Annotated in this window: 28 protein-coding genes and 1 riboswitch; of the genes, 14 read left to right on the top strand and 14 right to left on the bottom strand. The window is 61.3% G+C overall.

What is annotated here, in order from left to right:
- Position 1: 1 nt before the first annotated feature.
- Positions 2-949, bottom strand: coding sequence for an SDR family NAD(P)-dependent oxidoreductase (locus M1E02_RS01745; RefSeq protein WP_479376451.1), 948 nt, complete (start codon positions 947-949; stop codon positions 2-4).
- Positions 950-1,126: 177 nt separating this feature from the next.
- On the opposite strand from M1E02_RS01745, the gene M1E02_RS01740 reads away from it, so the two are divergent.
- Entirely contained in the window at positions 1,127-2,179 is a 1,053-nt protein-coding gene (locus tag M1E02_RS01740; RefSeq protein ID WP_479376450.1) for a saccharopine dehydrogenase NADP-binding domain-containing protein, read from the top strand.
- A 21-nt stretch (positions 2,180-2,200) separates the two neighbouring features.
- Here the strand turns inward: M1E02_RS01740 and M1E02_RS01735 are convergent, their stop codons facing one another.
- Positions 2,201-3,160, bottom strand: a complete 960-nt coding sequence (locus tag M1E02_RS01735) for a polysaccharide deacetylase family protein (protein ID WP_479376449.1) — start codon at positions 3,158-3,160, stop codon at positions 2,201-2,203.
- A gap of 131 nt (positions 3,161-3,291) precedes the next feature.
- Here M1E02_RS01735 and M1E02_RS01730 point away from each other — a divergent pair, with 131 nt between their 5' ends.
- Positions 3,292-3,849 carry a low molecular weight protein-tyrosine-phosphatase gene (locus M1E02_RS01730; RefSeq protein ID WP_479376448.1) on the top strand — a complete coding sequence of 186 codons (558 nt, stop codon included), beginning with the start codon at positions 3,292-3,294 and terminating at the stop codon, positions 3,847-3,849.
- Positions 3,846-5,951, top strand: coding sequence for a chorismate-binding protein (locus M1E02_RS01725; RefSeq protein ID WP_479376447.1), 2,106 nt, complete (start codon positions 3,846-3,848; stop codon positions 5,949-5,951). Before M1E02_RS01730 ends, M1E02_RS01725 begins: the two co-directional genes overlap by 4 nt.
- 95 nt (positions 5,952-6,046) lie before the next feature.
- Here M1E02_RS01725 and cls read toward each other — a convergent pair whose 3' ends face one another.
- Complete coding sequence (cls, locus tag M1E02_RS01720) at positions 6,047-7,522, bottom strand: cardiolipin synthase (RefSeq protein WP_479376446.1); 1,476 nt, start codon at positions 7,520-7,522, stop codon at positions 6,047-6,049.
- Positions 7,523-7,613: 91 nt separating this feature from the next.
- On the opposite strand from cls, the gene M1E02_RS01715 reads away from it, so the two are divergent.
- A complete protein-coding gene (locus M1E02_RS01715; protein ID WP_479376445.1) occupies positions 7,614-8,555 on the top strand; it encodes an aminodeoxychorismate lyase in 942 nt (313 codons plus the stop codon).
- 34 nt (positions 8,556-8,589) lie between these two features.
- Here the strand turns inward: M1E02_RS01715 and M1E02_RS01710 are convergent, their stop codons facing one another.
- Positions 8,590-9,147 carry a MarR family winged helix-turn-helix transcriptional regulator gene (locus M1E02_RS01710; protein WP_479376444.1) on the bottom strand — a complete coding sequence of 186 codons (558 nt, stop codon included), beginning with the start codon at positions 9,145-9,147 and terminating at the stop codon, positions 8,590-8,592.
- A 281-nt stretch (positions 9,148-9,428) separates the two neighbouring features.
- A riboswitch (SAM riboswitch) is annotated at positions 9,429-9,542 on the top strand.
- A 12-nt stretch (positions 9,543-9,554) separates the two neighbouring features.
- Here M1E02_RS01710 and M1E02_RS01705 point away from each other — a divergent pair.
- From M1E02_RS01705 to M1E02_RS01685, 5 genes are all read left to right on the top strand, one after another.
- Positions 9,555-9,875 carry a DUF1737 domain-containing protein gene (locus M1E02_RS01705; RefSeq protein WP_479376443.1) on the top strand — a complete coding sequence of 107 codons (321 nt, stop codon included), beginning with the start codon at positions 9,555-9,557 and terminating at the stop codon, positions 9,873-9,875.
- Complete coding sequence (locus tag M1E02_RS01700; protein ID WP_479376442.1) at positions 9,872-10,282, top strand: rhodanese-like domain-containing protein; 411 nt, start codon at positions 9,872-9,874, stop codon at positions 10,280-10,282. Before M1E02_RS01705 ends, M1E02_RS01700 begins: the two co-directional genes overlap by 4 nt.
- A complete protein-coding gene (locus M1E02_RS01695; protein ID WP_479376441.1) occupies positions 10,283-11,491 on the top strand; it encodes an O-succinylhomoserine sulfhydrylase in 1,209 nt (402 codons plus the stop codon). It begins immediately after the preceding gene.
- A gap of 162 nt (positions 11,492-11,653) precedes the next feature.
- A complete protein-coding gene (locus M1E02_RS01690; protein WP_479376440.1) occupies positions 11,654-12,247 on the top strand; it encodes a hypothetical protein in 594 nt (197 codons plus the stop codon).
- A gap of 526 nt (positions 12,248-12,773) precedes the next feature.
- The gene (locus M1E02_RS01685) at positions 12,774-13,124 is read left to right on the top strand and encodes a hypothetical protein (protein WP_479376439.1); all 351 of its coding nucleotides are present in this window, start codon (positions 12,774-12,776) and stop codon (positions 13,122-13,124) included.
- Between the two features lie 159 nt (positions 13,125-13,283).
- Here M1E02_RS01685 and M1E02_RS01680 read toward each other — a convergent pair whose 3' ends face one another.
- Both M1E02_RS01680 and M1E02_RS01675 read right to left on the bottom strand, forming a co-directional pair.
- Positions 13,284-13,940, bottom strand: a complete 657-nt coding sequence (locus M1E02_RS01680) for a hypothetical protein (protein WP_479376438.1) — start codon at positions 13,938-13,940, stop codon at positions 13,284-13,286.
- Positions 13,937-14,548: an RNA polymerase sigma factor gene (locus tag M1E02_RS01675; RefSeq protein WP_479376437.1), complete on the bottom strand. Its 612-nt coding sequence runs from the start codon at positions 14,546-14,548 to the stop codon at positions 13,937-13,939. Before M1E02_RS01675 ends, M1E02_RS01680 begins: the two co-directional genes overlap by 4 nt.
- Positions 14,549-14,836: 288 nt before the next feature.
- On the opposite strand from M1E02_RS01675, the gene M1E02_RS01670 reads away from it, so the two are divergent.
- The 3 genes from M1E02_RS01670 (at position 14,837) to M1E02_RS01660 (ending at position 17,280) form a co-directional block, all read left to right on the top strand.
- Positions 14,837-15,361, top strand: a complete 525-nt coding sequence (locus M1E02_RS01670; RefSeq protein WP_479376436.1) for an RNA polymerase sigma factor — start codon at positions 14,837-14,839, stop codon at positions 15,359-15,361.
- Positions 15,358-16,560, top strand: a complete 1,203-nt coding sequence (locus M1E02_RS01665) for a hypothetical protein (RefSeq protein WP_479376435.1) — start codon at positions 15,358-15,360, stop codon at positions 16,558-16,560. Before M1E02_RS01670 ends, M1E02_RS01665 begins: the two co-directional genes overlap by 4 nt.
- Before the next feature lie 510 nt (positions 16,561-17,070).
- Positions 17,071-17,280, top strand: a complete 210-nt coding sequence (locus M1E02_RS01660; protein WP_479376434.1) for a hypothetical protein — start codon at positions 17,071-17,073, stop codon at positions 17,278-17,280.
- Between the two features lie 453 nt (positions 17,281-17,733).
- Here the strand turns inward: M1E02_RS01660 and M1E02_RS01655 are convergent, their stop codons facing one another.
- From M1E02_RS01655 to M1E02_RS01640, 4 genes are all read right to left on the bottom strand, one after another.
- The gene (locus M1E02_RS01655) at positions 17,734-18,498 is read right to left on the bottom strand and encodes a nucleotidyltransferase domain-containing protein (protein ID WP_479376433.1); all 765 of its coding nucleotides are present in this window, start codon (positions 18,496-18,498) and stop codon (positions 17,734-17,736) included.
- A 143-nt stretch (positions 18,499-18,641) separates the two neighbouring features.
- Entirely contained in the window at positions 18,642-19,196 is a 555-nt protein-coding gene (locus M1E02_RS01650) for a GNAT family N-acetyltransferase (protein WP_479376432.1), read from the bottom strand.
- Between the two features lie 240 nt (positions 19,197-19,436).
- Complete coding sequence (locus tag M1E02_RS01645) at positions 19,437-19,793, bottom strand: VOC family protein (RefSeq protein WP_479376431.1); 357 nt, start codon at positions 19,791-19,793, stop codon at positions 19,437-19,439.
- A 286-nt stretch (positions 19,794-20,079) separates the two neighbouring features.
- Positions 20,080-20,466: a hypothetical protein gene (locus M1E02_RS01640; RefSeq protein WP_479376430.1), complete on the bottom strand. Its 387-nt coding sequence runs from the start codon at positions 20,464-20,466 to the stop codon at positions 20,080-20,082.
- 334 nt (positions 20,467-20,800) lie between these two features.
- Between M1E02_RS01640 and M1E02_RS01635 the strand changes: the two genes are divergently transcribed.
- Entirely contained in the window at positions 20,801-21,328 is a 528-nt protein-coding gene (locus M1E02_RS01635; protein ID WP_479376429.1) for a hypothetical protein, read from the top strand.
- Positions 21,329-21,549: 221 nt separating this feature from the next.
- On the opposite strand, the gene M1E02_RS01630 is transcribed toward M1E02_RS01635, so the two are convergent.
- The 4 genes from M1E02_RS01630 to M1E02_RS01615 form a co-directional block, all read right to left on the bottom strand.
- Positions 21,550-22,047 (bottom strand): hypothetical protein, encoded by a 498-nt coding sequence (locus M1E02_RS01630; protein ID WP_479376428.1) that lies wholly within the window; start codon positions 22,045-22,047, stop codon positions 21,550-21,552.
- 44 nt (positions 22,048-22,091) lie between these two features.
- Positions 22,092-22,451 carry a PadR family transcriptional regulator gene (locus M1E02_RS01625; RefSeq protein ID WP_479376427.1) on the bottom strand — a complete coding sequence of 120 codons (360 nt, stop codon included), beginning with the start codon at positions 22,449-22,451 and terminating at the stop codon, positions 22,092-22,094.
- 31 nt (positions 22,452-22,482) lie between these two features.
- Complete coding sequence (locus tag M1E02_RS01620; protein WP_479376426.1) at positions 22,483-22,827, bottom strand: BUD32 family EKC/KEOPS complex subunit; 345 nt, start codon at positions 22,825-22,827, stop codon at positions 22,483-22,485.
- Between the two features lie 140 nt (positions 22,828-22,967).
- On the bottom strand, positions 22,968-23,639 hold the full coding sequence (locus M1E02_RS01615; RefSeq protein WP_479376425.1) for a ScbR family autoregulator-binding transcription factor: 672 nt from the start codon (positions 23,637-23,639) through the stop codon (positions 22,968-22,970).
- Positions 23,640-23,848: 209 nt separating this feature from the next.
- Here M1E02_RS01615 and M1E02_RS01610 point away from each other — a divergent pair, with 209 nt between their 5' ends.
- Positions 23,849-25,063: an MFS transporter gene (locus M1E02_RS01610; protein WP_479376424.1), complete on the top strand. Its 1,215-nt coding sequence runs from the start codon at positions 23,849-23,851 to the stop codon at positions 25,061-25,063.
- Positions 25,064-25,659: the final 596 nt, after the last annotated feature.

Below are 25,659 nucleotides of genomic sequence, written 5' to 3'. Positions count from 1 at the left end.
GTCAGCGCGCCTGTGCCGGTACGGGGTCCTGTGCCGGCTGAAGCTCCTCCGGCAGCGGGAGAAATTCCTCGCCCACACTCTGCAGCTTGCCTCCGAACAGCGGGGTGAAGTTTTCCACGAGTTCCTGGTAGCTCCAGCCACCGTCAGAATAGTGGGTGATGGCTGCCTCCGGGTGGGTCCACAGCTGGAGGCGGTCCCCGCCCGCGCCGATCACCTGGCCGGTGATGCCGGAAGCCGCGTCCGAGGCGAGGAAGGCAATCAGTCCGGAGACGTCGCCGGCCGTTCCAAAACCCAGTTCCTGCCGGAAGAAGTCCGGCATCGCTTCGCCGCGTTCATCTGCCTCGACAGCCTTCTGGAAGTACGGAATGGTCTTGGTCATGGCGGTGGCGGCCACGGGAACCACGGTGTTGACGGTGACCCCTGCCTTCTTCATTTCAAGGGCCCAGGTGCGGACCATCCCAACGATTCCGGCTTTGGCTGCGGCGTAGTTGGTCTGCCCGAAGTTTCCGCGCTGGCCGGTGGGCGAGCCGATGGTGATGATGCGGCCGGCCACCCCGTTTTCCTTGAAGTAGCCGAACGCTTCGCGGGCACAGGTAAAGGTTCCGCGCAGGTGGACGTTGATCACCAGGTCAAAATCCTCGTCGGTCATCTTCAACAGGCTCTTGTCCCGCAGGATGCCAGCGTTGGTCACCAGGATGTCCAGGCGTCCGAATTCGGTAACTGCGGTATTTACGAGCAGTTTTGCGGCTTCTGTGCTGCCTACCGGAGCAACTGCCGTTACTGCCCTGCCGCCGTCGGACTGGATCAATGCCACAGCCTCTTCCGCTGCGGCGGCGTCAACATCGTTGACCACGACGGCGGCGCCCTGCCGTGCAAGCTCCCTCGCATAGGCGAGCCCCAGGCCCCTGGCGCCCCCGGTGACGATTGCTACTTTGCCTGACAGGCTCATGGCTGCTCCTTTGCTGCTGGCATTGTGATGCCGCGGACGTGTGCACCCGGCCAGCCGGCACGGGATGCTTGCTATATCCATGAAAATATAGATTGTTGAAAAAGTCAACGATTAGGGCATGCCACGCGCAGGGGCAGCGGTTCTGGATGTTCCTGATTCCGTCATGCAGAATGCCGTATGAGCATCTTTCCGGAGTCCGCGTCCGTACTGGTGTACGGCGCCTATGGCCATACAGCCCGATTTGTCATCGATGAACTCGTCCGCAGAGGTTCCCGGCCAGTGTTGGGCGGCCGAAGCCCGGAGCGGCTCCAGTCGCTGTGCGGAGATTATCCCGATCTCAGCAACAGGGCTGCCGGGGTGACGGAGGCACCGGACTTGTTAGCAGGAGTGGACCTGGTCATCAATTGCGCCGGTCCCTTCGCGGATACTGCCGTCCCCTTGGCGTCCGCCGCCGTGCAGGCGGGCGTTCATTATCTGGACCTGAGTGCCGAGCAGCAACCTGTTCTGGACTTCGCCAGGGAATTCAATGGTGTCCCGGTAGCCAGTACGGTCATGCCGGCCGCTGGCTTTTTCGGTGCTCTCGGCGATCTGCTGGCCACTGCGGCTGCCGGTGATTGGGCTCAGATGGACGGCCTTGAGGAGATCTTACTGTTCACCGCCCTTGATCACTGGCATCCCACATCAGGGACGCGTCGCACAGGGGCACGCAACACCGGACCGAGGTTCAAGGTGGCAGGGGGCAGCCTTGTCCCGCTTGCCTCCGCCCATTCGAAGGAAGGCCCACCGCTAAGCTGGACCTTCCCCGCCCCGTTCGGCACCTGCGAGCTGGGCGAACTCGGCCTGGCGGAGACCATCTGCATTTCCCGGCACCTGCCCGCAACACGCATCAGCAGTTACCTGAACCTGAGCGCACTCGCCGAGCTGCGGGACCCTCATACGCCTCCACCGGCCGCCGCAGATTCCGCCGGACGGTCCGCCCAGCGCTTTGTTATGGAAGCGGTTGCGATGCGCGACGGCTTCCGCCGCACAGCCCGTGTCCATGGCCAGGATATTTATGCCAGCTCGGCACCAATCGTGGTGGAGGCAGCAGCAAGGATCCTTGCCGGCGAAGCAGCGTCCGGCGTCGTCTCCCCGGCTTCCGCCTTTCCCGCTGAAGAGTTCCTCACAACGCTCCCGTTTGAAGATTTCTCACTCCATACCGAGTCAGCCCAGCCCTCTCCTTCCAGCTAAAGGAAAGGACCAAAAGGTTGGTTACGGGGAAGGCACGCCTGCGCTCAAAGTGGTGAAGGCGCAGGCCCGATCCAATAGCACCGGGATTGCCATCGCCAGCCCGGCGGCGGTTCCGGATCCGGGCTGATTTCCATGGGAGATGATGATGTCGCCCGGGCTGGCCTTGGCTGTTACCTCCGCAACCAGTTCCTTGGGGTACGTCGCCCCGCCGTCGGCGTTGATGCTGAATCCGGTAGGGATGGTGCCCAGTGCATGGCAAATTTCCGCCGCAACCTCGTCCAGGAAAGCGGTCCCGGGGCGGAAGAAACGCGGGCGTTTACCGGTAATCTCTGCCAAGAGCTTGTCGTTGGTCATGACCTCGTCATAGACCTGCCGGCTACTTTGCGTTCCGGGAATCCCATAGGCGGAGTGCCCCGCCACACTCAGCGGTAAGTGCTGGCTGCCATGGTTGGCCAATTCAAAGAACGGTACCGCGGCCAGGTCCCCTGCAAGGGAACGGTTGGCCTGGATCCACCGCGCATTCATGAACAGCGTCGCGGGGACCTGCAGCCGCTGCAACATGTCCAAGGCAGCGTGGTCCACACCGTTTCCGCGAGGACCACCACAAAAGTCCAGGGTCAACGCGATTCCTGCCGCAGGCTTTGTCAGTACCCGCAGGACCTTAGGTGCCTCCAGGCCCCAATAGGACGGGACGTGACCTGAGAATCTGGCCGAGATCTGCTCATGCGAGAGTGTTGTTACCGCCGGCGCCGGAGTCACTGGAGGGGTGACCTGTGGGGTTAGTTGTGGAGTCACTGGAGTCTTCACTGTGGCGGAAGCGGCAGGAGCGGGAGCACTGGTTGGCGCCTCAGGGGTGGGCAGGGCCGCGGTCTGTCCTCCGGATGGCAAGGGGCCCGGATCCGCGCCTGGCCTGCAGCCGGAGACCAGCAACGCGGCCGCCGCGGACAAAAGTAGCGCACGGCGCCCTGGATTGCCGATCACCGGCGGTCCTTATGCAACATATCCCCCAAGATTGAACCGCATTCATCATGCCATGACCTGGCCTGGATCCAGGCTATTCAAGACGCGCCGTTGCCGTTGACGAAGCGGCATCCCCAGACCATGCTTAGCGCATGTCCCCGTCGCCCAACCCGTACCGGATCATTGCGGTCTGCACCGGCAACATCTGCCGCTCCCCCATGGCTGAACGTATGCTCGCAGACGCCTTCGCGGCGGCCGGTCTCAGCGACGTGGTTGTGGTGGATTCCGCCGGCACCACGGCCTATGAAGCAGGCCGGCCCGTTGATCCCCGAGCTGCCCGGATTCTTGCGGCCCGGTCAATCGACTCCAGCGGGCATCGCGCAAGGAAATGGCAACAGGAATGGTTCGCTGAGCGCCACCTGATTCTGGCCTTGGACGTCGACCACTACGGCTGGCTCCTGGCAGAGGCGCCAGACGAGGAATCCCGCGCCCGCATCCGGATGCTGCGCTCCTTCGATCCGGTGGTAGCCGACGGCGACAACCTTGACCGCGGCATCGACGACCCCTGGTACGGAGGGCAGTCCGACTTCGAAGAAACCTGGCGGCTCATCCAGGCCGCCGTTCCCGGAATTGTTGAGCATGCCAGGGCCCAGCTCCAGCAGCAGAAGTACCAGGACCCTCCGGAGCAACAGGTACGCTCTATTCCATGAGCCCAGCACCTGTGATCATCGCCATCGACGGGCGGTCCGGAGCAGGCAAAACAACCATCGCTATCGAGCTGGCGGCGCGTCTGCGCGCCCACCACAAGGTCTCCCTTTTCCACCTTGAGGACATCTATCCGGGCTGGAACGGGCTCGCGGCCGGCGTCGAACGCTACGTCACCACCGTGCTCGCTCCCTTGCGGAGGGGCCAGGCCGCCGAATGGGTTACGTGGGACTGGGAGAAGCATTACGACGGCGAGGCCAGGGTCACGCTTCCCGCTGAAATTGTGATTGTTGAAGGTGTGGGAGCGGCTTCGGACGCCGCCCGGCCCCTGATAGACGCTGTGGTCTGGGCGGAAGCCCCCGACGACGAACGCCGGGCACGCGCCCTGTCCCGCGACGGAAGCACTTATGAGCCGTACTGGGACCTCTGGGCCGCCCAGGAAGTCGAGTGGCTGGCCGCAGATGCCGTGTTGGAAAACATTGACGTGCGGGTAGCCAACCGGGCAGACGGCAACGCTCCCGGGGACGTCCTGCATGCCCTTCAATACCTGCCGTCGTGCTCCAGCGTCATGGCGCCCGAGCTCTCAGCCCGCCGCGGCCTGAAGCTTCGGGCCGAACGGATTGCGGCAGAGCCCGACGCCGCTGCCCTTTACGAAACTCTGTACGGAGCCTCAGCCAATGCCGTGTGGTTGGATTCTTCGGACGGCCCGGACCTCGCCCGGGATGCCGGTTCTTCTGCCGACGCCTCTGGGGTCTCCCCTGCGGCGGAGCGGAGGCGGTTCAGTGTTCTGGCCGACGACGGCGGAAGCCATGGCCGGTTGGCCACGCACCACAACGGGATCACCACCGTGCGCACAGGCTGCGCCACCGTGAGGATCGAAGGCCCCTTCTTCCGCTGGCTGGACGCGGCCTGGGGAAGCAGCATGGACCCCTCCACGGAGGGCTACGGTGGCGAATTCACCCTCGGGTGGCTGGGTTATTTGGGCTACGAGCTAAAGCGCGAGACCGGCGGAAACGACGTCGCATCCCCCGCCCCGGATTCCGCCCTGATCTTCGCCGGACGTGCTGTGGTCCTGGACCATCGGGACGGTTCCGTCTGGCTGTTCGCCCTTGAAGCGCCTGACGCCGCAGAGTGGCTGTCCACCGCCGCCCAAGCCGTGGGGGCTGCCTCCGGCCCCGCCACGGACTCCGCAGGTGACGGGACCGGCACGGGCGGCAACGCCGTCGAACCTTTCCAAGTAGCAGGTTCAGGTGCCTTGGAATTCACAGCCCGGGACACTGAGCTGGGCTACAAACACAAGATAGGCGTGGCCCAGCACGAGATTGCCGAAGGCAACTCCTACGAAATCTGCCTGACCACAGCGCTCCACGCAAAAGGGGAGGCAGTGGATCCCTGGCGGAGCTATGTTCAGCTCCGGCGCAAAAATCCTGCCCCTTTTGGGAGCTTCCTGCGCTTCGGCAGCCTCGCCGTGGCCAGCACCTCCCCCGAGCGTTTCCTCAAGATCACTTCGGCAGGAAGCATGCGGGCCGAACCCATCAAGGGCACAAGGGGACGCTCAGCGGATGCCGGGCAGGACGCTGCCCTTCGGGCTGACCTGGAATCCTCGCCAAAGGACCGCGCCGAGAACATCATGATTGTGGACCTGTTGCGGAACGACCTCAGCCATTTTGCCGAGCCTGGCACCGTGACCGTGAGCCGTTTGTGCGTGGTGGAAAGCTACGCCACGGTCCACCAGCTGGTGAGCACCATCGATGCACAACTTCTGCCGGGGGCCTCGCGGGCCGAGGCTGTTGCAGCGTGCTTCCCGGCCGGCTCCATGACGGGTGCCCCGAAAATCAGCACCATGGCCATCCTGGACCGGCTGGAAGTGGCGCCCCGCGGCGTGTACTCGGGCGCCATCGGCTACTTTTCACTCAATGGCGCCACGGATCTCGCCGTCGCTATCCGGACTCTGGTGATTGTTGCCGGGGACGACGGCAGCAGCGAACTGAGCCTCGGCGTCGGCGGTGCCATCACGGCCGATTCCTCGCCGCAGGAGGAGTACGAGGAGATCCGCACCAAGGCCTTCGGCGTGCTGTCCGCGCTCGGCGCCGCCTTCCCCGACTAGCCCTGCCGGCGAGCGCTGCCGCACCACGACCGTCCGAAACCCGCTCGAACGGCCCCGGGCAAGGCCGGTCATGTGGGCCAGGGCCGGTTTTGCGGCTACTGAAGGGTGGCGGTCAGCCTGGCCACGTTGTCCACGTACTTGACCAGCATGGGCCGCTGCATCCAGTCGTCGAGGAGGAGTTCATGCGAGATGTCCCGGTAGGTGTCCTCCACGTCCCTCATCCGGGTGACGATGTCCTTCCCCAGCAGCATCACGGACACCTCGAGGTTCAGCGAAAATGACCGCATGTCCATGTTGCTGGAACCGAGGACGGCCACTTCGTCGTCGATGGTGAAGTGCTTGGCGTGAAGCACAAACGGCGCTTTGTAGAGGTAAATGCGCACGCCGGCTTCCAGCAGCGCCTGGTAGTAGGACCTTTGGGCGTGGTGCACCAGGAGCTGGTCGCCTTTTTCCGAGACGAAGAGTTCGACGGCTACCCCCCGCTGCGCTGCTGTGGTTACCGCGTAGAGCAGGGAGTCGTCCGGGACGAAATACGGGCTGCAGATGGAGATGCGGTGCTGGGCGGAATAGATGAGGGTATTGAACAGCCGGAGGTTGTTTTCGGTGCTGAATCCCGGGCCGCTGGGCACCACCTGAGCCGTCACGGTGCCGGGCGAGAGTTCCGGCGGGTACTCCAGCTGGTCCTCCAGGGAATCGTCGGTTTCACTCAGCCAGTCAGTGGCGAACACCATGTTCAAGGTGGTCACAATCGGTCCCCGCAGGCACGTCATCAGCTCTACCCATTCGCGGCCGACCTTTCGGTGGCGGGGGTTGTTGTACGAAGGCTCGATCAGATTCTGTGAACCCGTGAAAGCCACTTCGCCGTCGATCACCATGATCTTGCGGTGGTTGCGAAGATCCGGCCGGCGCCACTGTCCATGGACGGGGCGCAGCGGCAGCATGGGGCGCCACTGGATCTTGCTGTTGTTGAGCCTTCTGATGAGCTTCCTGTAGCCCTTTATACGCAACGTGCCGAGGTGGTCGAACAGTACGCGAACCTCAACACCCCGCTCGGCTGCCTCCACCAGGGCCTCGAAGAGATCTTCGGTGATGTGATCTGTGCTCATGATGTAGAACTCGGCGTTGACGAAGACCCTGGCCTTGCGCACCGCTGCAGTCATTGCCTTGATCGAGTCCGGGTACCCGGGCAGCAACTCCACGCTGTTGCCATCTACCATGGGAAGCGAGCCAAGTTTCCGGTTGAGCTCGGCGGCGGAACCCACCCACTCCGGGCCGGAGTATCTGCTGGCGAGGGTGGCCAGTTGCGAGGTGCCGGCCTGGATCCGCTTGTTCACGGCTTCCTGCTGTGCCCTGCGCCGGCGGGAAAGCCTGAAGTTGCCGAACAGCAGGAAGAGCACCAGGCCCAGCACAGGCACAAAGAAGATTCCCAGCAGCCATGCCATGGCCGTGGTGGGACGGCGGTTCCCGGGAATGATTCCAACGGCCAGGACGCGGATCACCAGGTCAAGCAGGCTCAGGAACAAGATGAGCCACGGTGGCAACGTGCCAGCCAACGGAAACGGCCAGAGCAAAATGAACCCCCATAGTTCACAGCCCGCCGGACCTGTTCCGGAGCGGGCAATGCCCAGCCTATCCCGCGGCAGCCCGCACTAAGCTGGAGGCATGACTTCTGCTGCTCCCGCCACGGTGCTGGTGTTCCTTGATCCCGAGTTTCCCAGCGGCCGGATTGCCGACGCCTCACAGCCTCAACTGATGGCCACGGATCAGGGAGCCACCCGCGGCGATGGCGTCTTCGAATCCCTCCTTGCCGTAGCCGGACATCCGCGGAAGCTGCAGGCTCACCTGGACCGGCTCGATGGTTCCGCCCGGCTCCTGGACCTTCACATCCCCGCTCAAGAGGCATGGCGGCTGGCCATCAGCACTGCGTTGGCGGAGTACCGCACGACGCATCCTGCTGCGGACCCGGCGGAAGACGAAGCGGTGCTGAAGCTCCTGGTCACCCGCGGCGTCGAAGGCTCCTCCGGTCCCACCTGCTGGGTGCAGGCTTCACCGGTGCCTCCCACCGGCCGGCGTCAGCGTGAAACAGGCGTTGACGTCATCCTGCTGGATCGCGGCTATGACAGCGAGGCTGGCGAGCGCGCCCCGTGGCTGCTCCTGGGAGCCAAGACGCTGTCCTATGCGGTCAACATGGCTGCCCTGAGGTATGCCCATAAGCAGGGCGCTGACGACGTGATTTTTACGTCCGCGGACGGCCGGGTCCTGGAGGGCCCCACCTCAACGGTCCTGCTTGCCCATGTTCAAACGGTCGACGAGGGCGGCGTCAGTCGTACGGCCAAGCGGCTTATCACTCCCCAACTGGATAGCGGGATCCTGCCGGGCACTTCCCAAGGTGCTCTTTTCACTGCTGCCAAGGCAGCTGGCTGGGAGCTGGGCTACGGCCCGCTGGAACCGCAGGACCTGCTGGATGCCGACGCCGTCTGGCTCATTTCCAGCATCCGGCTCCTTGCACCGGTCAACCACATTGACGGGAAGGAAATCGGGACCCCGGCGCTTCGGAAGCAGCTGACGGCAGAACTCAGCGAACTCTTCGCGGGTACTGAATAGGCTTCAAAGCCCACTTGAGCGTCTTGAGGTGATGTCAGACCGGGTCTCGTGGGGGCTCATCCTGCTCCGTGGACTCCTCGGAAACCTGCTCTTGCTGGGCCTCGGGAAGGGATTCGGGACGCACTTCGACCAGGGCCTGCGGTCCGGTCCGTATCTCCGGAATCGGACCCGGCCGGTCCGGAAAAAAATCGATTACCCGGGCAAGCTCATCGTGCAGCGACCGGCGGCGGGAAATGCCTGGGGGCAGGGCATCCCGTTCGGCCTGCCGTGCGGCTTCCAGCGCCCTCCGCCCGGCTTCCGTGATGGCCACGTCTATGCTGCGCCGGTCCACCGGGCTGCGGGAGCGCGTCACCAGGCCGCTGGCTTCAAGGCGCGCCAGCACTTTGCCCAGGCTTTGGCTCTGGACTTTTATTTGGGCTGCCAGCCGTTCCTGATTCAGGGGACCACCATCGAGGCACTGGAGGGCTATGACTGCAGCATGAGTGAGACCTAACGCTGCCAGGGCCCGGTCCTGCCGCCGTTCAACGAGCCGTGCAGCCATGGACAGCAGCTGATGCGTGCTCCAGGTGTTGGCGTCCTGATTCCGAATCATCCGTCCAGCTCTCCTCCTGGTTGCGATCATTGCTTCCAGCGCCCTGGACGTCATCTTCAGGGCATTCCTCAGCAAAAACGTCCAACGCTCTACCATAAGCATGCTTACTATCATTATGGCAAGTATGCTTATCAACTCTTTGCGTCCGCCCCCGGGCAACCCTTGCGTCCAGGCGGAAAATTCTTGCGGACCGGAATGGCAACGGTGGACATGACCACCCGTTACGGAACATGACGACGACGGCGGTGCAGGCCGCCGTCGTAAGTGTTACTTTTTTGAGGAGTAATGAGAACCGGTGCCAAGCCCTGACTTACCGGTCGGCAACCCTCCTTTCGCGGCGGGGTGCCTCAGGTGAATACTCGGCATTCGACCACATCGAGCTGCAAGCGTGAGAGAAGGAGACCCTCGTGTCTGACGCACCTGCCCAAACCATTCCGGCCCCCAGCGCCGAAGCGGCCGCTTCGGAAGAAAAACTGGCCTACCGCCTGATTACCGGCCCGGATGACCGGAGCTTCTGCGAGCGAATCTCCACTGCGTTGGCCGAAGGCTATGTGCTGCACGGAAGCCCGGCTGCCACCTACAACGGCATCAACGTGATCGTGGCGCAGGCCCTTGTGCTCCCCACGGCCATCGCCAGCGCCGACGCCGCAGTTGCCACCGCTGTTGACCGGCTTGAAACCGATGAAACCGCTGACGACGCCGAAGGTGCATTTGAGGGGCACGCATGAGCTACGCAGGAGATCTGACTCCCACGGATGCCTGGGCCAAACTCGAAGCCGGCGCCATCCTGGTGGACGTCCGGACTGAGGGCGAATGGGCCCACATCGGTATCCCGGAAACCAAGGCGACGGAGAACGATCCGCTGTTCATTTCCTGGTCGTTCCCTGGCGGAGTAAGGAACACCGAGTTTATCGACCAGCTCAAGCAGCAGGCGCCCGAGGACTCCGACGTCGAGCTCATTTTCCTCTGTCGGTCGGGCCAACGCTCCATCTCAGCAGCCATCGCCGCAACCCAAGCCGGCTACACCTCGTACAACGTCCTGGAGGGGTTTGAAGGCGAGCCCGACCGCTACGGCGAGCGCACCGTCAACGGCTGGAAGAACCGCGGCCTTCCCACCAACCTTGGAAAGAACTAAGTGACCTTCAACCCTGACGCCGCCGGCTGGAGCCCTGACACCCAGGCTGTTCGCGGCGGGCTCGACCGTACCAACTTCCAGGAGACAGCTGAGCCGGTTTTCCTGAACTCCGGCTTTGTTTACGAATCCGCGGCCGCAGCCGAGCGCGCCTTCACAGGGGAGGACGAACGCTTCGTCTACTCCCGCTACGGCAACCCGTCCGTGGCAACCTTTCAGGAACGCCTGCGGCTTTTGGAAGGCACCGAAGCCTGCTTTGCGACGGCGTCCGGTATGTCCGCTGTCTTCACAGCCCTCGGTGCACTGCTGGCTGCCGGTGACAGGGTGGTCGCGGCCCGCTCGCTGTTCGGTTCCTGCTTTGTGATCCTCAACGAGATCCTGCCACGCTGGGGCGTGGAGACCGTCTTCATCGACGGCCCGGACTTGGACCAGTGGCGCGAGGCATTGTCAGTTCCCACCACCGCTGTCTTCTTCGAATCACCATCCAATCCCATGCAGGAAATCGTGGACATCGCGGCGGTCAGCGACCTGGCGCACGCCGCCGGCGCAACCGTCGTCGTCGACAACGTTTTTGCCACCCCCCTGCTGCAGCGTTGTGGAGATCTCGGCGCCGACGTCATTGTTTACTCCGGCACCAAGCACATTGACGGCCAGGGCAGGGTGTTGGGCGGCGCCATCATGGGGACCAAGGAATTCATCGACGGCCCCGTGAAGCAGCTCATGCGGCACACCGGCCCTTCGCTGTCCTCCTTCAATGCCTGGGTGCTGACCAAGGGCCTGGAAACCATGTCGTTGCGCGTCAACCATTCCTCTGCTTCGGCGCTTCGCCTCGCCGAATGGCTTGAGCAGCAGCCGGGCGTCAGCTGGGTCAAGTACCCGCTGCTGAAGTCGCACCCGCAATACGAACTCGCAGCCAAGCAAATGAAGGCCGGAGGAACGGTGCTGACCCTGGAGCTGAACCCCTCGGCGGGGCGCACCGCCAAGGACGCCGCGTTTGCCCTCCTTGACGCCCTGGGAATCATCGACATCTCCAACAACCTTGGCGATTCCAAGTCCCTCATCACCCACCCGGCCACCACCACCCACCGGGCGATGGGCCCGGAAGGCCGGGCAGCCATCGGGCTCACTGACGGCGTGGTGCGGCTCTCCGTGGGCCTGGAGGACGTGGATGACCTCATCGGCGACCTGGAGCAGGCGCTCAAGCAGGTCTGACGTCGTATATATTGTGGCGGTACCGACCGCCATTTGTGTTGGTTTATTTCCCAGCATCAGAACCCGGCGCCCTTCAGGCGCGGGTACTGCAGTTCCTGGCCATCAGCAGGAAGGGCATTCGGTGTTCAGCGATACTCAGATCGTTCGATAAAAGGAGAACCAATGCAGACCGGACAAGACATTGAAGCCGAAGAGCAACGCACGTCGGCCCCAACCCCAACCCCAACCCCAACCCCAGCCGCCCAGGAACCAGCAGCCGGCGGCACAGCCCTCCCACCTGCAGCTGCCCGCCCCCTCGCCGTCGTCAGGATCGTGCTTGGCAGCGTTTTTCTTTGGGCATTCCTGGACAAGACTTTCGGACTCGGCTTTGCCACTTCGCCCGCTAAAGCGTGGATTGCCGGCGGCTCCCCCACTGCGGGCTACCTGGGCAGCGTAAAGGGTTCGTTCTCCGGAATGTTCCAGGCTTTGGCCGGCGCACCCATCGTGGATTGGCTCTTTATGCTCGGACTCCTGGGCGCGGGAACCGCACTGGTTCTGGGAATAGCACTCCGCACCGCGGCTGCCGGCGGAACCCTTCTTCTTGGCCTGATGTGGCTGTCATCCCTGCCCCTGCAGAACAATCCCGTCATTGACGAACACGTTGTGTACGCCACGGTGATCATCGCCCTGGCGGCAGCACGCGCAGGGGACACCTGGGGCCTGGGCCAACAGTGGTCTGCCCTTATCAAAAACCCGTCATTGCGCTGGTTGCGCTGACAACCTCGCCGCCTGCGAGGCTGGCAAGCGCCAGGAAGCCTTGAACCGCTCCCCGTACGTTGGACTGAAAACAGTCTGACGGGCGGGGAGTAGTTTTTTGCCCAACATCAGGGGTCCCGCAAGGATCGCAGAGCAGTCCGGGGCCCCGCTCCGGACGGGAAGGCACGATCTGGCCGTGGCCCGGAGCCTTGGCCCTGGCCTGCAGGAAGAGCACGCCGCGGCCGCGGGTTCGAAATCGGGACGGGTGACCAGGCACGACTGACCCGGTACAAAACAACCAGCGGTGGTCTGGAGCATGAACTCGGGGTGTTGATTCACATCCAGCGTTACAAGGCCCAAAGCTCCGCACTGAGCACCATCTAAAGGAGAGCAACGGATACCAGACCCTGAATGGCACCTTCAACTAAAACCAGAGGAATACTGTGGGACTCTGGGGCATGATCCGAGGGTGTCGCCGTCGGATTCGCCGGAAGCTTCTTTTCAAAGCCTTGGATGGTGACGAGCAGAGTTAGGAATGTTGGTAGTTGTGGGAAACAGACGTCGGCGTCCGCGGAAGGGCGCGCTGATCTTCAGCGGGATCGTATTGCTGACCACACTTGCGGTAATGGTGTTTGTGCCAACGGAGCAGGTGCTGCTGGAGGTTGCAGTCCTGATGGCAGGGTTGCTCGCAGGAGCCGGGTTGGTGCGTTTTGGTGTGCCTAGGCGGTGGATAGGATCTGTCGTGCTCGTGTTGTTCATCTCGGTGTGGCTCGCATTGGGTACAGCCGGATACGCCTGGTTCGGCGGCTTCCTCGCGGGAACGTTCGCGGGAGTGGCATGGGGAAGGTCAGCCGGGAACCGCTCAATAAAGTCAGCGGCCGCTGTGGAGGGCAGATGAGCAAACCACCCTCTCCACATTGGGCCTGCAACCCGTTCCTGTCTTACCCCTCCCCACAATGGACACCACGCGATTCGAAGAGAGTACCGGTAACTTGCCGAGTAGCTTTTCAACGAATAGCTCACTCGCCGGGGGCGGAGCAGGGCCCCGCCCTAAAGCCTATTTTTCCAATGTGGGGATTCCGAGTTGGGCGCAGACCTCGGCCGGGCCGGGGATGACAGAGACGGTGTTGTCCACGACGCATGCGGTCAGGAACGGAATGTAGTTTCCGAATGACTTAAGTGTGGGATCCGGGTAGAGGGGCTTGCCGTTCTGGTCTTTAGCTCCCTCTACGTTGGGCATAGCACCTGGAGTCGGGGACACGAAGCCCTTGGGGATGAGGTCGTCGTTGACGCCAGTCTGGTGCATATTCCCCATGTCCCACACGCGGCTGCACTGGTTTATGGGATCAGCGACCTGTTTCATTCCGGCGTTCTTATCGTCGGGGTTTGGGTTGTTCTTGCTGTCGAATCCGGTGATGAAGATCCCGGTGGTGATGTAAGGGGGCTTGGTCTCCCCAGGCACGCTTTCAACAGGAGGTCTGCTGGTGAGATCGGCGCGGTAGTAGCAGCGGATGTCCCGTTTGTCCTCGACCGGAGCCAGGGCAACGTAGACCCCGGCGGCCGTGGTCCCGGCGAGTGCCAGCCCGGCGAAGGTCAGCATTGCGGGTTTGCGCCATCGCGGGATGAGCTTTGGAGTGCGCCGGGCTTCTTGGACCAGGAGGTTCCGGACACGGTTCTTCTTGTCTTTCGGATAGGTCACTTCAGACAGATTCATGACAGCCTCGCTTCAACGATCGTCGGGTCGAGTTGTTCAGTGGGCTCCAGGTCCCGGTTCATAACGGCCAACTTGGCTCGTGCACGATGCAGTCTCGATTTCACAGTCCCGATCCGGACGCCGAGGGTATTAGCAGCCTCTTCCTGCCCGACACCGTTCATCAGGCACAGGATCACGACGTCCCGTTCCCCGTCGTTCAGCCCTGCGGTCGTATCGAGCAGCTCACGGACGGCACGTTCCGCGTCGAGCCTCCCGGCGACCACTTCCGCGTGGTCTGCTTCGGGTTGGCCGTGCCGGGGATCCGAATGCGGCAACCTAGCAAGGAAATCAGCATGCCGCCTGGATCCCCTGGCGCGGTTGCGGTTCGCGTTCGTTGCCACGCCAAGCAGCCACGGCAGCAAAGTGTCCCTCTCCGGTCTGAGCCTGTTCCGTTGCCTCCACGCCTCCAAAAAGGTGATCGAGACGAGTTCCTCCGCGTCGTGCCAGATACCGCACCGGGACAGGCAGTACCGGAAGACCGCATCGGCGTGCCTGTCGAACAGGACCCCGAAGGCATCAGCATCTCCTGCAATGCACTTACGCCACAGGTCTTCGTCGTTCTCCGCCATTAGCCTCATGCCTTGTAGTGTCCGCTGCGCCCGAAATGGTTCCCGAGCCGCCAATATGGTTTTCGCCCTGCCCAGCACTGAGAGTCAAAGCTACGGCAGTCGGAACCTGAGGACGGAAGGCGGAAGCTGCGTCGCAGCGCGGATCTGATCCTTATCGCCGGACTTAATTCCATGAGGGTAAAGGAGCCCAAGACGTACCAGCCGCGCTCTCGCTCCGAATCCACCATCTTGGACAAAGTTTTTCAAGATTCTCGTTACAGTTTGTTGGCTGCCGGACATTAACAGGGCATGAGCTTGCAAACTATGGGGGAACGGGTGGATCTGGAAAGGGAAAAACGGTTCCTGGCCGCCCACGCGGCGTCCCACGACCGTATCTACCGCTATTTTCGACGCAGGACGGCCTGCCCCGCTACCGCGGAGGATCTGTGCGCGGAGGTTTTCAGGATTGTCTGGGAGAAGTCCGGACACGGCGCTGACCTCTCGGTGATCGTCATTTTCGGTGTGGCCAAGAACGTGCTCCGAAACCATGACAGGTCCTTATCCCGCTCCGCCGGGCTCATCGGTGCTTTGCGCTTGGAGCGCATCCCCGGAACACCCGCAGAGGGGTCGGCGGTTCGGGACGGCATCGACCAATTGGGTCCGCAGGAGCGGGAGGTGCTGCTGCTTACGTATTGGGACGGACTCAACGCCGTCGAAGTCTCCACTCTCCTCAACACATCAGCGGCCGCCGTGCGAATGAGGCTGCATCGGGCGCGCAAGGAACTAAGCCGAATACTCCAGGAGCAGACAGTGTCAGAAGGAGCAACAGAATGAGCCAGGACCAATCCCCCGCCGAGCTGCTTTCAGCCGCCGATCCTGCTCGAATGATCACCGACGAGGAACTGGACCGCAGCCGGGAACGGTCTCTTTCGTTCATGAATTCCGATGTGACCCACATAGCCGTCGGTGGATCCGTCCACGACTTCCACCGCACACCAGCCAAACGTCGTTGGGGGCGTTTCGCCGCTGCGGGGATTGCGGTGGCCGCCGTCGCGGCCTCCGTACTCGTCGCTTCGAATCTGGCATCGAAACCGGTCAATATGACGGCAGCTCCGACTGTCGAAGTCACTGCGGTGCAGCCTCCGCCGTCAGGACCACTCGAGGACCTGTTTATCGCCGCCGACGAGGTCCTGGTCCTCCAGGCCCTGCCAAACACTGCCGTATGGCAGCAGCAAGACAAAACCTTCCAGTCCCAGCTCGGTCAAGCAGGAGGCACTGCATACGGTCCGCCTGGACTCGGCGTGGAACCGGTGAATGTGCTTCAAGTACTCAAAGGGACTCGCACCACCGGCAGAAGCACCCTGGACGTTTCAGCCATGCCGGACGCCGGTCAGTGGAAAAACACCAACACCGTCGCCCCACTGACATATCTTGCGTTCATCAAGAAGGGCCCGGACACTTTCGGACGGCTCATGAGCGAACAGAACGCCCTGGTGCAGATCCTCAACCTCCGAACCGCCACGGCGGGCGATCCCCTGATGCAGAAGCCCCTGGACATCGGCGCGGATCTTCGTTCCCGGATTTCGGTTATGCCGACCGGGGACGTGCCCCTGTCAATCTATCCGGCCGCACCGCCTGTCCCAGCGGGCAATGACGTCATGCAGGAAGGAACTATCCACGGACACATCACGGCCTCCGAGGCATGCTTTACGTTCCAGACCAGCGCAGAAAAAGTCATTCTGCGCTGGCCCGCCGGCTATACCGCAGCAACACGTTCTCTCCCCCAGGATCCAAACGGGGAATTCAGGATCGACGGAGCCTCGTACGCCGACCGCGCCGTCGTGCTCAACGAATGGGGGATGATTTACGCCTTCGACCCCTGGACTCTTCCGCAGATCACGGGAAACCGAACCGGGGTACAAGCAGTTTGCGACGGACAGACTCTACCGGTCTTCGAAATCACACCATCTGGAGAAGGAGCCAGCCCATTCCGGCTCACCCACGGCCCGGCGGGGCCCGACACAAAGCCCTAGCTACCGTCTTGGATGGAGTTCTGTAAGCACGATCGGTGGAGACTACTTATTGTCGGCCCCCTCCCCAGACTGAAGCCAGCCGGACCACATGGTCTATCGGTAGTTTGCGGAGTAGCTTTTCTAACGAATAGCTCTCGAGGAAACCGAGCCGGCCGTAAAGAGGTGGGGACAAGGACGCTTTAGACTCCGGATATGGACATTGGGGAAACGCGGACAAAGACCAGACGTCAGAGACGTCTGGTCTGGACCCGTAGCCGCTGTTCTACTGGTCGGACTAATCTCCGGCAGCGGGATCCGCGAGGCCAACCCCCTCTGATCAGATGCAGAACCGTCCCATTCCCGCGATATGTCGTCATTTTCGCTGCGCTACTTTGCCTGACGATTGTTTCTTGCGAGCCGGCGCCGGTACCCACGCAGGAAGAGATCGTCGGAACGTGGGAATACGTCCCGACGGAAAGCACTTACGCTAGGGAAGCACTGCACGGAAAGATCGAGTTCAAGGACGATGCCATGTTTCAACTCGACCAGGTCCCCGGAGACGTCATCACCCCTGCTGGTCCGAGCACTCTGACGTCGGAACGCGGAACATGGGAAATCCTGGAGAGGCAGTCCGGCGTGAATGAGCCTGTTGTTCATATCTCAACGTCAGGATCTGCGGTTTCCCGAACCGTCGTGGAACGGACCTTTTTGCACGAGGCAGCGGTGACTCCCGGCGGTTAGTAATCGTCCATGATTTTGACACTGACGAGAAATACGTGTTCCGCAAAAAGTAGCGCTGTCAGCCGCGAATGGCAGTCGGTTGCAATTTCATCAAAGGTTAGCTGAAGCGGTTTTCCTTTAAAGCCGAGGCGGCTCCGGAAGATTGTGTGCCTGGCTTGCTGATGTCGCCGCGTGCCATTCAGCAGCCCTTGCTACGGTGATGCCGGTCAGTCGGCCAGTAGCGACCGTTTTGAATAGCTACCATCCGCGTGTCGATTTTTTGTGAATCGCAGCGATAGATGGCGGCATTTTGCGGCGCTAAATGTCGCCTTGGTGCCCGTAAGCCGAACCTTGAACGGACAGTCCAGAGGCATCTCGCCACGCTGTGGATGTCAGCGCTCCATGCCGCTTGCCATGTCCGATAGGCGTTCGGGTGGGGCGCAGGAGGAGCCTTCTCGAGCCACCTTGCGGACATCAGCCGGTAGCGGCGCCCAGGGCCCGGTGAAAGCTGCGGCTGGCCTGTTCGATCGCATCTTCAAGAACGGACGGATCGGCGCGGAGGCCCTGGATGAGCTCGTCTACGTCACGCAACCCGGCACGTTCTAGAAGCCTCTTCTCGTTCGTAACCCACTCGCCACGAGCAGCCAGTACCGCGTGGGCGGACATCATGGCGGAGGTGGCAAGGGCTCCAGCCAATTCCGTCAGCTTTCCGGCGTCGACGTAGGCAGCGCGCGCGTAATGCAACGTTTGGTCGGCCCGCCCGAGCCATTCAGGCGGGGCAGCGTCGCGGAGTCGCTGTGGGTATGCCTGACGGGGCAGATCTCCCCGTAGGACTCGATTCATCGCGAGTTCGGCGACGACCAGATAGCTGGGGATACCAGCTAGGTGGAACATGAGGGGCTCGATGTGGAAGCGGCCCTGGTGAGCCTCGGCCAGCTCATGTTCGACAACATGCAGGTCTCGGTAATGGACATCGACCCGACGGCCCTCGATCTCAAGCCAGGCTCCGCCGTTGAAGACGCCGCCACCCCAGCCACCTACCTCTGAGACCATTCCTTCCCAACCGAGGGCCCGCAGGTCTGCGGGATCGAAACGATCCCTGTAGTACAGGGCGAAGTCCCAGTCACTGGTTGGCCCATGCGTGCCGGATGCTCGAGACCCTCCCAGCGAAACCGCAAGCACTCCGGGAAGGGCGGCGAGCTGGCCGGCGACATGGTCAACGAACGAGGGATCATCCACGAGAGCAGTTGCCCCTTCCATAGACTGTTGCAAGCAACACTACCGGGGCGTGGGCCCCGTACCTCCGGCCGGATTCTTCGAGGCCCCAGTACGGCGTCTCGCTAGGTGCGCCCGTAAGCGGATCCTCCACTGGGACAGATGCGTCACCAGGGCGTTCCCCGAAGATCTATGTCACCTTCTGGCCACTCGCTCGCATCGCGTTTGGCGGAGCAGATGAGGTTTGGCCCACCCTGAGATACGAGGACGGTTTTCTGGTCCATACGAGACAAACACCGTTCCGTGGCATAGACCTGAACCCACCCCGCTGACTCATAAAACGGCACGACTTCCCTTCGACATCCGAGAAAGCCAAAGTCGATCTCGGGGATTTCACGCATTACCTTTTGAGCGTGTCGCATTACTCGCCGGCCGAGACCCGTACCGCGTGAGCGTTCGTCGACTAAGACACCTCCCGTGCCGGCCACCATGACATCATCTGTGCCCACTGCGATCCGGCGACGTTGAAAGCCGACATGAGCAGCCACCGCTTGTCCGCGGAACGCCAGGACATGAGTGTCTGCAGGCGAATAGCCGTAGGGCGCATCGGGGTTCCACGGGCCAAATTCTTTCAGGTACTCGCCATCGAAAAGGCTCTGGAGGCCATCAATTTCCATTTCAGTGAGGTCGACGTGTCGTCGTACTCGAATGACTTCGCTCATAGTTGCAGCATATGTCTCCGCTTCAGCGCTTATCCGATCCATGCCCGTAAGCGGGTCCTCCAACGGACACCACAAGAAAACCTGGCATGCTTTCTCAAAGGCCCGACATCCCGCTTTTCCCTGATTCCCATATGACCCGCCCGCAAAAATGCCCGGTGAAGGTGCCCTAAACGCTGCACTCCCCTCCGTCCCACTTCCTTGGATCTGGCACACCCCAGGTGGACTCCCCGCATCTTCCTGTTACCACTGCACGAGACAGAATGGATGCCCTGCCGGGTCCAAATACACGCGGAACGTGTCGGTGCCCCGATCGAGTGAAGTGGCTCCAATGTCAAGAACCTGCCGCTCTGCCTCGTCGAGGTCCTTCACGCGCACATCGAGGTGCGCCTGCTGTGGAACCTCCTGTCCCGGCCACTGTGGCGGACGGTAGTCCTCCACCTGTTGGAATGCCAGCGCAGGCCGATCCTCAGCGTCACCGATCGTGATAAAGCCATCATCATCCTGAACGCGGATCATGCCCAGTAATTGCTGATAGAACGTAGCCAGCGGATCCGGATCCGCGCAGTCGATGACAGTGGCATGCCATGAACCAATCATGGCCCCAATAATGGTGTCCTTTCGTTCACTCGCGCCATGGCCAGGAGGAAATGGTTTCAGTTCCTTGGGCGCTGGCCAGGGCGTGGGCCCTGGTCGCACCTCCGGGCCCCGGGTCGGCGGCGACTGGGGGGCAAACCTCGGTCTCAGAAGGCTTGATTGCCGCCGGCCCTGACCCCCAATGAACTCGAATGAACCATTCCGGGGCACGAGTAATGCGTACTCATTTATTGACCACGGCACACACCCATTCAAGGCAAATACCCACCGCGCCATATGCGCAGCCAGCTCATGACCCTGCCGAAAAGCGATCCAGCATCGCAGTGAGCTCGTTGGCTAGTACCTGTGTTTGTCCTTCGAGTGTCAGGCTTGCCTGCTGGGCGGTCGCGAAATCGGACTTCTTCACAGCCTGGCCGATCGAGCGGCATTGTTGTGCGACCTGAAGTCCTCCCACCATGGACGCTGAAGTTGCCAGGCTCAGTACGGCGTCCAGGGCTGCGCTCAGGTCCTGATTGCCCACGGCGCATTGGATCCTGTTTGTTCGGAACGGGAGCAGGTTCCGGAATTCGGCGATGAACCGGAGGGCGATGGCTTCGTCGTCGAGTTCGTAGGCCAGGACCCGGAAACAGGAACCGTCCAGTACCGGCTCAGTTCCGCCATCTTTTTTCGGTTGCATCAGACCGCCAGGAGACTAGAAGGATTGACTAGTTCAGGCCAACCCCCTGCTGGCATGAACAACGTTCCCCGATGCCTCTCAAGGAACACGCCCAAACCGACAAGGAATTAGTCAAAACTGCATCAATGGCTCTTTCCGTTGAGCTGAGATTGGGGAAACCTCCACTCGATGTCTAAATCCCCGCTCACTACTGTCGAATCCGGAAAGCCAGCCAGTCCCCCATCTGGTGGGCTTTCCTTTAGTCACGCCGCCGGGCACTGCGTCCATGTGGGGAACCGTGGCTGGGACAGATTGCGTGCTGAGATGCCATTTCGCCGGCGTCTAGAGTGTTGCAATGAAGACCCTTTTCAATGGTCGATTGTGGGTGCACTATGGCCAGGCCTATGTCGTGTCCGGGCCCGTCTTCGGCTCTGACTTGGAGGCATCTTTTCGAGGGCAGTCCAACGGCCTGTGCGGCGCATCCAGCCCCAACCTCCTATTTCTAATCACGGGTCTGCACACCGGCCATGTGAATTTCAGCGTCGAGTTCTCCGATTCAGAACCACCACTGGACCGGGCTTGGGAGGACGTCGTCGAAGTCTCATCCACAGTGGTCGCCCGTCCCTTCCTAGAGGAGTGGGCAGGCCAGGTCTTGTATCCAATTGACCTAGCTCCTGGCACATACCGCGTCCGGTACGCGGCAAGGGGAATGGACTCTGCCCGAGCAGTCGACACAATCCTTGAAACGGAGGAGCCGATCGACACCTACCAGCTCAGCTTCTGGCCCGCTAAGGGCGATGCGCCCGACCGCGTGGTTCGCCAGGAGAGCCAAACCGCAAGGTACTGGAATGGCTGGGTCAGCTCGCTCCATCCCACAGGTTGAAGACAGATGGGCGGGGATGGCTTCAGATAGCGGTCCTCCACCCGTCACCACTAGAACACCTGGCACGCTTTCTCAAAGGCCCGACATCCCGGTTATATTCGGGGTGCCCTAAACGCTGCGCTCCCCTCCGTCCCACTTCCTTGGTATCGGGATGTACCGAACGGCGGACGAGAAGCCTGTGTGTCGATACGCCACCAATCTATGGCTGTCGGCAGACTCGACTAGTCCTCATGGGGCGCAGGCATTTGGGTGAACTTCTGACCAATCAGTTGGGCGGCTCGTGCAATAGGGAAAACCACCATGCTCGTCAGGACCAAAAGAGCCGAGGCGGGGAAGCCCATATTGCCGAACATCACGAGAGGCAAGAGGTAACCTCGCACGAGGTGTTCTGCAAGCGTGGCGCCAAATCCGACGACGAACGCTGCTGCCAGGACGACCCAAAGAATGTTCATACCGTGGAACAGGTTTCTGGTCTCACGATTACCCGCTGTCGTCCCCATGGCGTTCCTCTTTCGGTTGTAATGAGCGCCGCCCCAGCGAAGGTCTCCCGGCACCCCGCGCACTGCCCGCCAGGCGACGGAGCGGCTGATAGCCGCGGGAGAAAGGCCGCTTCGTGCGCCCTCACTAAATTGTTCATGGAGGTCAGACTTCAGTTCCTCGCGGCGGGCGGCAGCAACCTCCGGCAGGACTGAGCGCGTATAGATCCCTGCCCACCACATGACAACCTTCGCGCTCCAAGAGGATTGGAATCCCTGCTGCTCTCTCAAGGGTGCACCGGCCTGAAAGCCCTCGGAGCCGGTGCGGGTGCAAGGGCAACCTTTGCGGCCATCGACACCGCGTCCCTTCCGCTATTGGTAATGCTGTACAGCCGCCGACGAGGCCGGCCCTCACTTTCAGCGACCTCGGGACTCTCCCAGTGGGAATCCAACAGAGCTGCCTCTGTCATCCGGGCCAACGCCTTATACAGAGTTCCATGCGCAGCCAGCTTCTTTCCTTCTTGGGCGGAGAGCGCGCTTGCAAGGGCGAAGCCGTACGCCTGACGGTCCGCCGCATCCAATTCTGCAACGACCCGCAAGATCTTCAGCTCTATTGGGAGAAGGGTTCCCTGTTTTCTGCGCCCCATACCTAGAGAATAGGAAGATAGCTTCTTATAGTCAATGCCTCGGGCAGCAGCAGTCCCAACTGTCAGGATCGGAAAACGCCACGTTTTCGCTCGCATCATGGATCTGCCGGATCATCCGCCCAACCCGTATCAAATCCTCATGCCCAAGCGGCAACTGCTCGAGCACAGACGCTCCTTCTACGTACTCGATCACATACCGGGCCGTCTTCATCCCGGCCCAGAGGCCGGGAACCTCCACGCCAGCTGAGCGGAGTGCAGTGAGATAGCTCTGCACGGCCGCGGAATGTTTCAGCCAGGGCTTTCGTACCGTATCGCCTACGCGCACAACACGTCCGGACGCATTTCCACCTGACAGTTCATGCTCATCTCCAACCACCTCAACAGGCTACTTGGCCTACAACTGCACTATCCAAAGACTAATGTCAGGGCCTGTCCCACTTCCTTAGAACCGGGACAGCCACCGTGGGACACTCCCCCACCCAACCAGAACGATAAAGCCGTATGCGCCGCGGAGGATTAGTTCGCGGAAAGATCCGAGCGAGACTTCGTGTAGTGGGAAACGAAGATGCTTCGGGCCATCTTCATATGTAGATCCAGGTATCGGGGCTCTGTGATGGAGGGAAGAAGGAATGTCCACATATGGGCTACCCGTTGGATCAGGTCTGTGCGGCTCGTGAGGGCGTTCGAGACCAATTGCACGCCGATGAATGAGGCCACCACATGGCGGGCCAAGTCCTCTACATTGATGCCTGGGCGGAGCTCCCCGGCAGAGACCGCCTGGCGGAACAGCCCTTCGAAAATCCCGATAGCGTCCAGGTAGGGCTTGGTTACGCGCGAGGCGAAGATAGATTCTTCCATGGTGAGCCGGTAAGCCGCCCCGACGAACGGTTCTTCAGTAAGTTGGCGAGCGATCACCGCCGAGAGTTCCATCGCAGAAATCATGCCACGGCCCGCTTGATTTGATACGTGCTCGGAAGCCGGGCTGAACTCCTGCTTGTATTCAGCGATCACGGCTTGGGCAAGTTTCTCCTTGGTCTGGAAGTGAAACTGCATGGATCCCTTGGTAACTGCAGCTTCCCGAATGATGGCAGCGGCGGTAGCTCGGGCAAACCCTTCGCGGTTGAACACAACAGCCCCCGCCCGCAGGACGGCGGATCGAGTCTTTTCGGCACGAGCCTGGATCACCATCAAATTTCTCCTCTTTCAACAGAACCCGGTGACGAGCACATGCCACCCCGCCTTTCCGTCCGGGGACCATGAGTAAAAAAGTATAGAGGGATTGTTTTCATTGTCCGCATCCGGCCTGCCTCGCAGTCTTGATTGAGCGCGCCGCACGAGCGGCGCTTTTCAGTCCGCATTCGGATTGCACCCTTTCTCACACCCGCTAAGGATTCTTCATGTCCAACCGCCTGTTCACCCCTCTAGGAATCACTTCCTCCTTCGGTGGGATGCTACTCATCGGCGCCCTCGAAGCGCTCTACGGCCCATCGCTGATCCGGCTCATAGAACGCTTCGAGACCTCTCCCTCCGCTGTAGGAATCGTCGTCAGCGCCCACTTCATTGGAGGTCTCCTCGGAGTGGTCGGCAGCCAAAGTGTCCATGCACGGGTGGGCAACAGAATTACACTCACGGCCGGCTATGTACTCCTACTCCTGGGCAGCCTGGGTTTTGGCTGGGCACCGAACCTGATTCTTGCCATCGCAGCCTCCGCTGCAGCCGGTCTAGGCTTCGGAGCACTTGATTATGCTTTCAGCCACCTGTTTGCCCTGGCATTTGGCTCCGGTTCCGGAAAGATGCTGAATCTTCTTCACGGCTTCTTCGGCATCGGGGCCATCCTCGCCCCTCTTGCGGTCGCCGTCTTCGGTCCCGAACACTACCCGGCATACTTCACCGGCTTTGCCGTTCTTACGCTCATCACAGCCTTGGGAATCCAAGGAGTCCGATCATTCCCCACCCAGGGTTCAGCGGCACCAGAAACCCCAGCAACCGCTCCCATGGCGTCAGGTAAACGGCTTTACTTCATCGTTGCTTTCCTGGGAATGGTCTGCGTCTTCGTTTTCCATGTCGCAGTCGGTAGCGGAATCGGCAGCTGGGAAGCAACCTACCTGATCTTTAGCGGGATCAGTGTCGAGCAGGCGGCCGCGGCCACGTCACTGTTCTGGTTCAGCATGACCGCAAGTCGTTTCATCCTGGCCTCAGCGATTAAGCGGCTGCGTCCCGGGACAGTTGTGACCCTCAGCTGCACCCTCATGACAATTGGTTCAGCTATCGCCTTCATCCCTGGCGCCGCCGTCATAGGCCTGGCTCTGGCGGGGTTCGCGATCGGACCAATTTTTCCGACTGCCTTGGCCTGGGCAAACCAGCTCTTCGGTGGACGATCCTGGGTGAGCGGGTCATTGATCGCCATCTCAATGATCGGTGGCATAGCGTTCCCCCCTCTACTCGGTGCCACCGTCACAGCCGATACTGCCGGGGCCGTGTTCCCCCTGGCCCTCGCCGGACTCTCTCTGCTCTCCGTTCTGGCATGCATAGCCATAGGCACCACCGGCATCGTCCGGGGTCATTCGTACCGGAACGAAGACCAAGAGGCTCCATCACTCGCAGGAATGTGAAACCCTCCACATAAGGAAGAGACCGGTCATGCACGCCGCCCTAGCATGCTGGGATCGACTGTCCCAGTTCCTTGAAAGTGGTCTATCCACTAAGCGGCCAAAATCTGGTTTAATGTCGTAGGTGGTCTGGGAGTTACGTGGGGCCAGCCAGAGATCGGTCAGTTCACTGCGCAAGGCTACCCTGTTGAACCTCCATTCGACGCGTCAGGACAATACTTCTGCACCGGTCAATCAATGCATTGGAGCACCGGTCAAATTCAAATTGCGTGCAACATGACCCGTGGGCGCAGCGGCGGCCCTTGGCTAAGGGGTTACGACACGAGTAGCGGATACGCTAACGGCGTTGTGAGCACTTTTGATCGGATCGTAAATCCGACTGTTAGCAATTCGCCCTATTTTTCAAATCAGAATATTGGGACGACTTATAACGAGTTCCGAAACGGATAGGAAAAGGGGGGTGTTCATGGTGACGACTAGAAATCAACGCGTCAGATGTCCCAGAGCCATACAAGTGTTCATGACCATGTGCGTCCTGATCTTCGCCGTCGCTGCCTGTGGGAACACAGCCAGTAGCGGACCCGAGCAAGAAGGGCAAA

It is taken from the genome of Arthrobacter sp. Z5-13 (assembly GCF_056499105.1).
This window is presented reverse-complemented; position numbering and strand designations above follow the sequence as displayed.

What these genes read in the sequence shown, in the direction of transcription:
- M1E02_RS01630 (WP_479376428.1), bottom strand. Translation starts at nt 22,047, where the DNA reads ATGTGGTGGGCAGGGATCTATACGCGCTCAGTCCTGCCGGAGGTTGCT.
- M1E02_RS01745 (WP_479376451.1), bottom strand. Translation starts at nt 949, where the DNA reads ATGAGCCTGTCAGGCAAAGTAGCAATCGTCACCGGGGGCGCCAGGGGC.
- M1E02_RS01615 (WP_479376425.1), bottom strand. Translation starts at nt 23,639, where the DNA reads ATGGTGATCCAGGCTCGTGCCGAAAAGACTCGATCCGCCGTCCTGCGG.
- M1E02_RS01665 (WP_479376435.1), top strand. Translation starts at nt 15,358, where the DNA reads ATGAGCCAGGACCAATCCCCCGCCGAGCTGCTTTCAGCCGCCGATCCT.
- M1E02_RS01675 (WP_479376437.1), bottom strand. Translation starts at nt 14,548, where the DNA reads ATGGCGGAGAACGACGAAGACCTGTGGCGTAAGTGCATTGCAGGAGAT.
- M1E02_RS01680 (WP_479376438.1), bottom strand. Translation starts at nt 13,940, where the DNA reads ATGAATCTGTCTGAAGTGACCTATCCGAAAGACAAGAAGAACCGTGTC.
- M1E02_RS01640 (WP_479376430.1), bottom strand. Translation starts at nt 20,466, where the DNA reads ATGCAACCGAAAAAAGATGGCGGAACTGAGCCGGTACTGGACGGTTCC.
- M1E02_RS01635 (WP_479376429.1), top strand. Translation starts at nt 20,801, where the DNA reads ATGAAGACCCTTTTCAATGGTCGATTGTGGGTGCACTATGGCCAGGCC.
- M1E02_RS01660 (WP_479376434.1), top strand. Translation starts at nt 17,071, where the DNA reads ATGTTTCAACTCGACCAGGTCCCCGGAGACGTCATCACCCCTGCTGGT.
- M1E02_RS01725 (WP_479376447.1), top strand. Translation starts at nt 3,846, where the DNA reads ATGAGCCCAGCACCTGTGATCATCGCCATCGACGGGCGGTCCGGAGCA.
- M1E02_RS01645 (WP_479376431.1), bottom strand. Translation starts at nt 19,793, where the DNA reads ATGATTGGTTCATGGCATGCCACTGTCATCGACTGCGCGGATCCGGAT.
- M1E02_RS01740 (WP_479376450.1), top strand. Translation starts at nt 1,127, where the DNA reads ATGAGCATCTTTCCGGAGTCCGCGTCCGTACTGGTGTACGGCGCCTAT.
- M1E02_RS01730 (WP_479376448.1), top strand. Translation starts at nt 3,292, where the DNA reads ATGTCCCCGTCGCCCAACCCGTACCGGATCATTGCGGTCTGCACCGGC.
- M1E02_RS01690 (WP_479376440.1), top strand. Translation starts at nt 11,654, where the DNA reads ATGCAGACCGGACAAGACATTGAAGCCGAAGAGCAACGCACGTCGGCC.
- M1E02_RS01670 (WP_479376436.1), top strand. Translation starts at nt 14,837, where the DNA reads ATGAGCTTGCAAACTATGGGGGAACGGGTGGATCTGGAAAGGGAAAAA.
- M1E02_RS01700 (WP_479376442.1), top strand. Translation starts at nt 9,872, where the DNA reads ATGAGCTACGCAGGAGATCTGACTCCCACGGATGCCTGGGCCAAACTC.
- M1E02_RS01610 (WP_479376424.1), top strand. Translation starts at nt 23,849, where the DNA reads ATGTCCAACCGCCTGTTCACCCCTCTAGGAATCACTTCCTCCTTCGGT.
- M1E02_RS01710 (WP_479376444.1), bottom strand. Translation starts at nt 9,147, where the DNA reads ATGATTCGGAATCAGGACGCCAACACCTGGAGCACGCATCAGCTGCTG.
- M1E02_RS01625 (WP_479376427.1), bottom strand. Translation starts at nt 22,451, where the DNA reads ATGGGGCGCAGAAAACAGGGAACCCTTCTCCCAATAGAGCTGAAGATC.
- M1E02_RS01715 (WP_479376445.1), top strand. Translation starts at nt 7,614, where the DNA reads ATGACTTCTGCTGCTCCCGCCACGGTGCTGGTGTTCCTTGATCCCGAG.
- M1E02_RS01650 (WP_479376432.1), bottom strand. Translation starts at nt 19,196, where the DNA reads ATGAGCGAAGTCATTCGAGTACGACGACACGTCGACCTCACTGAAATG.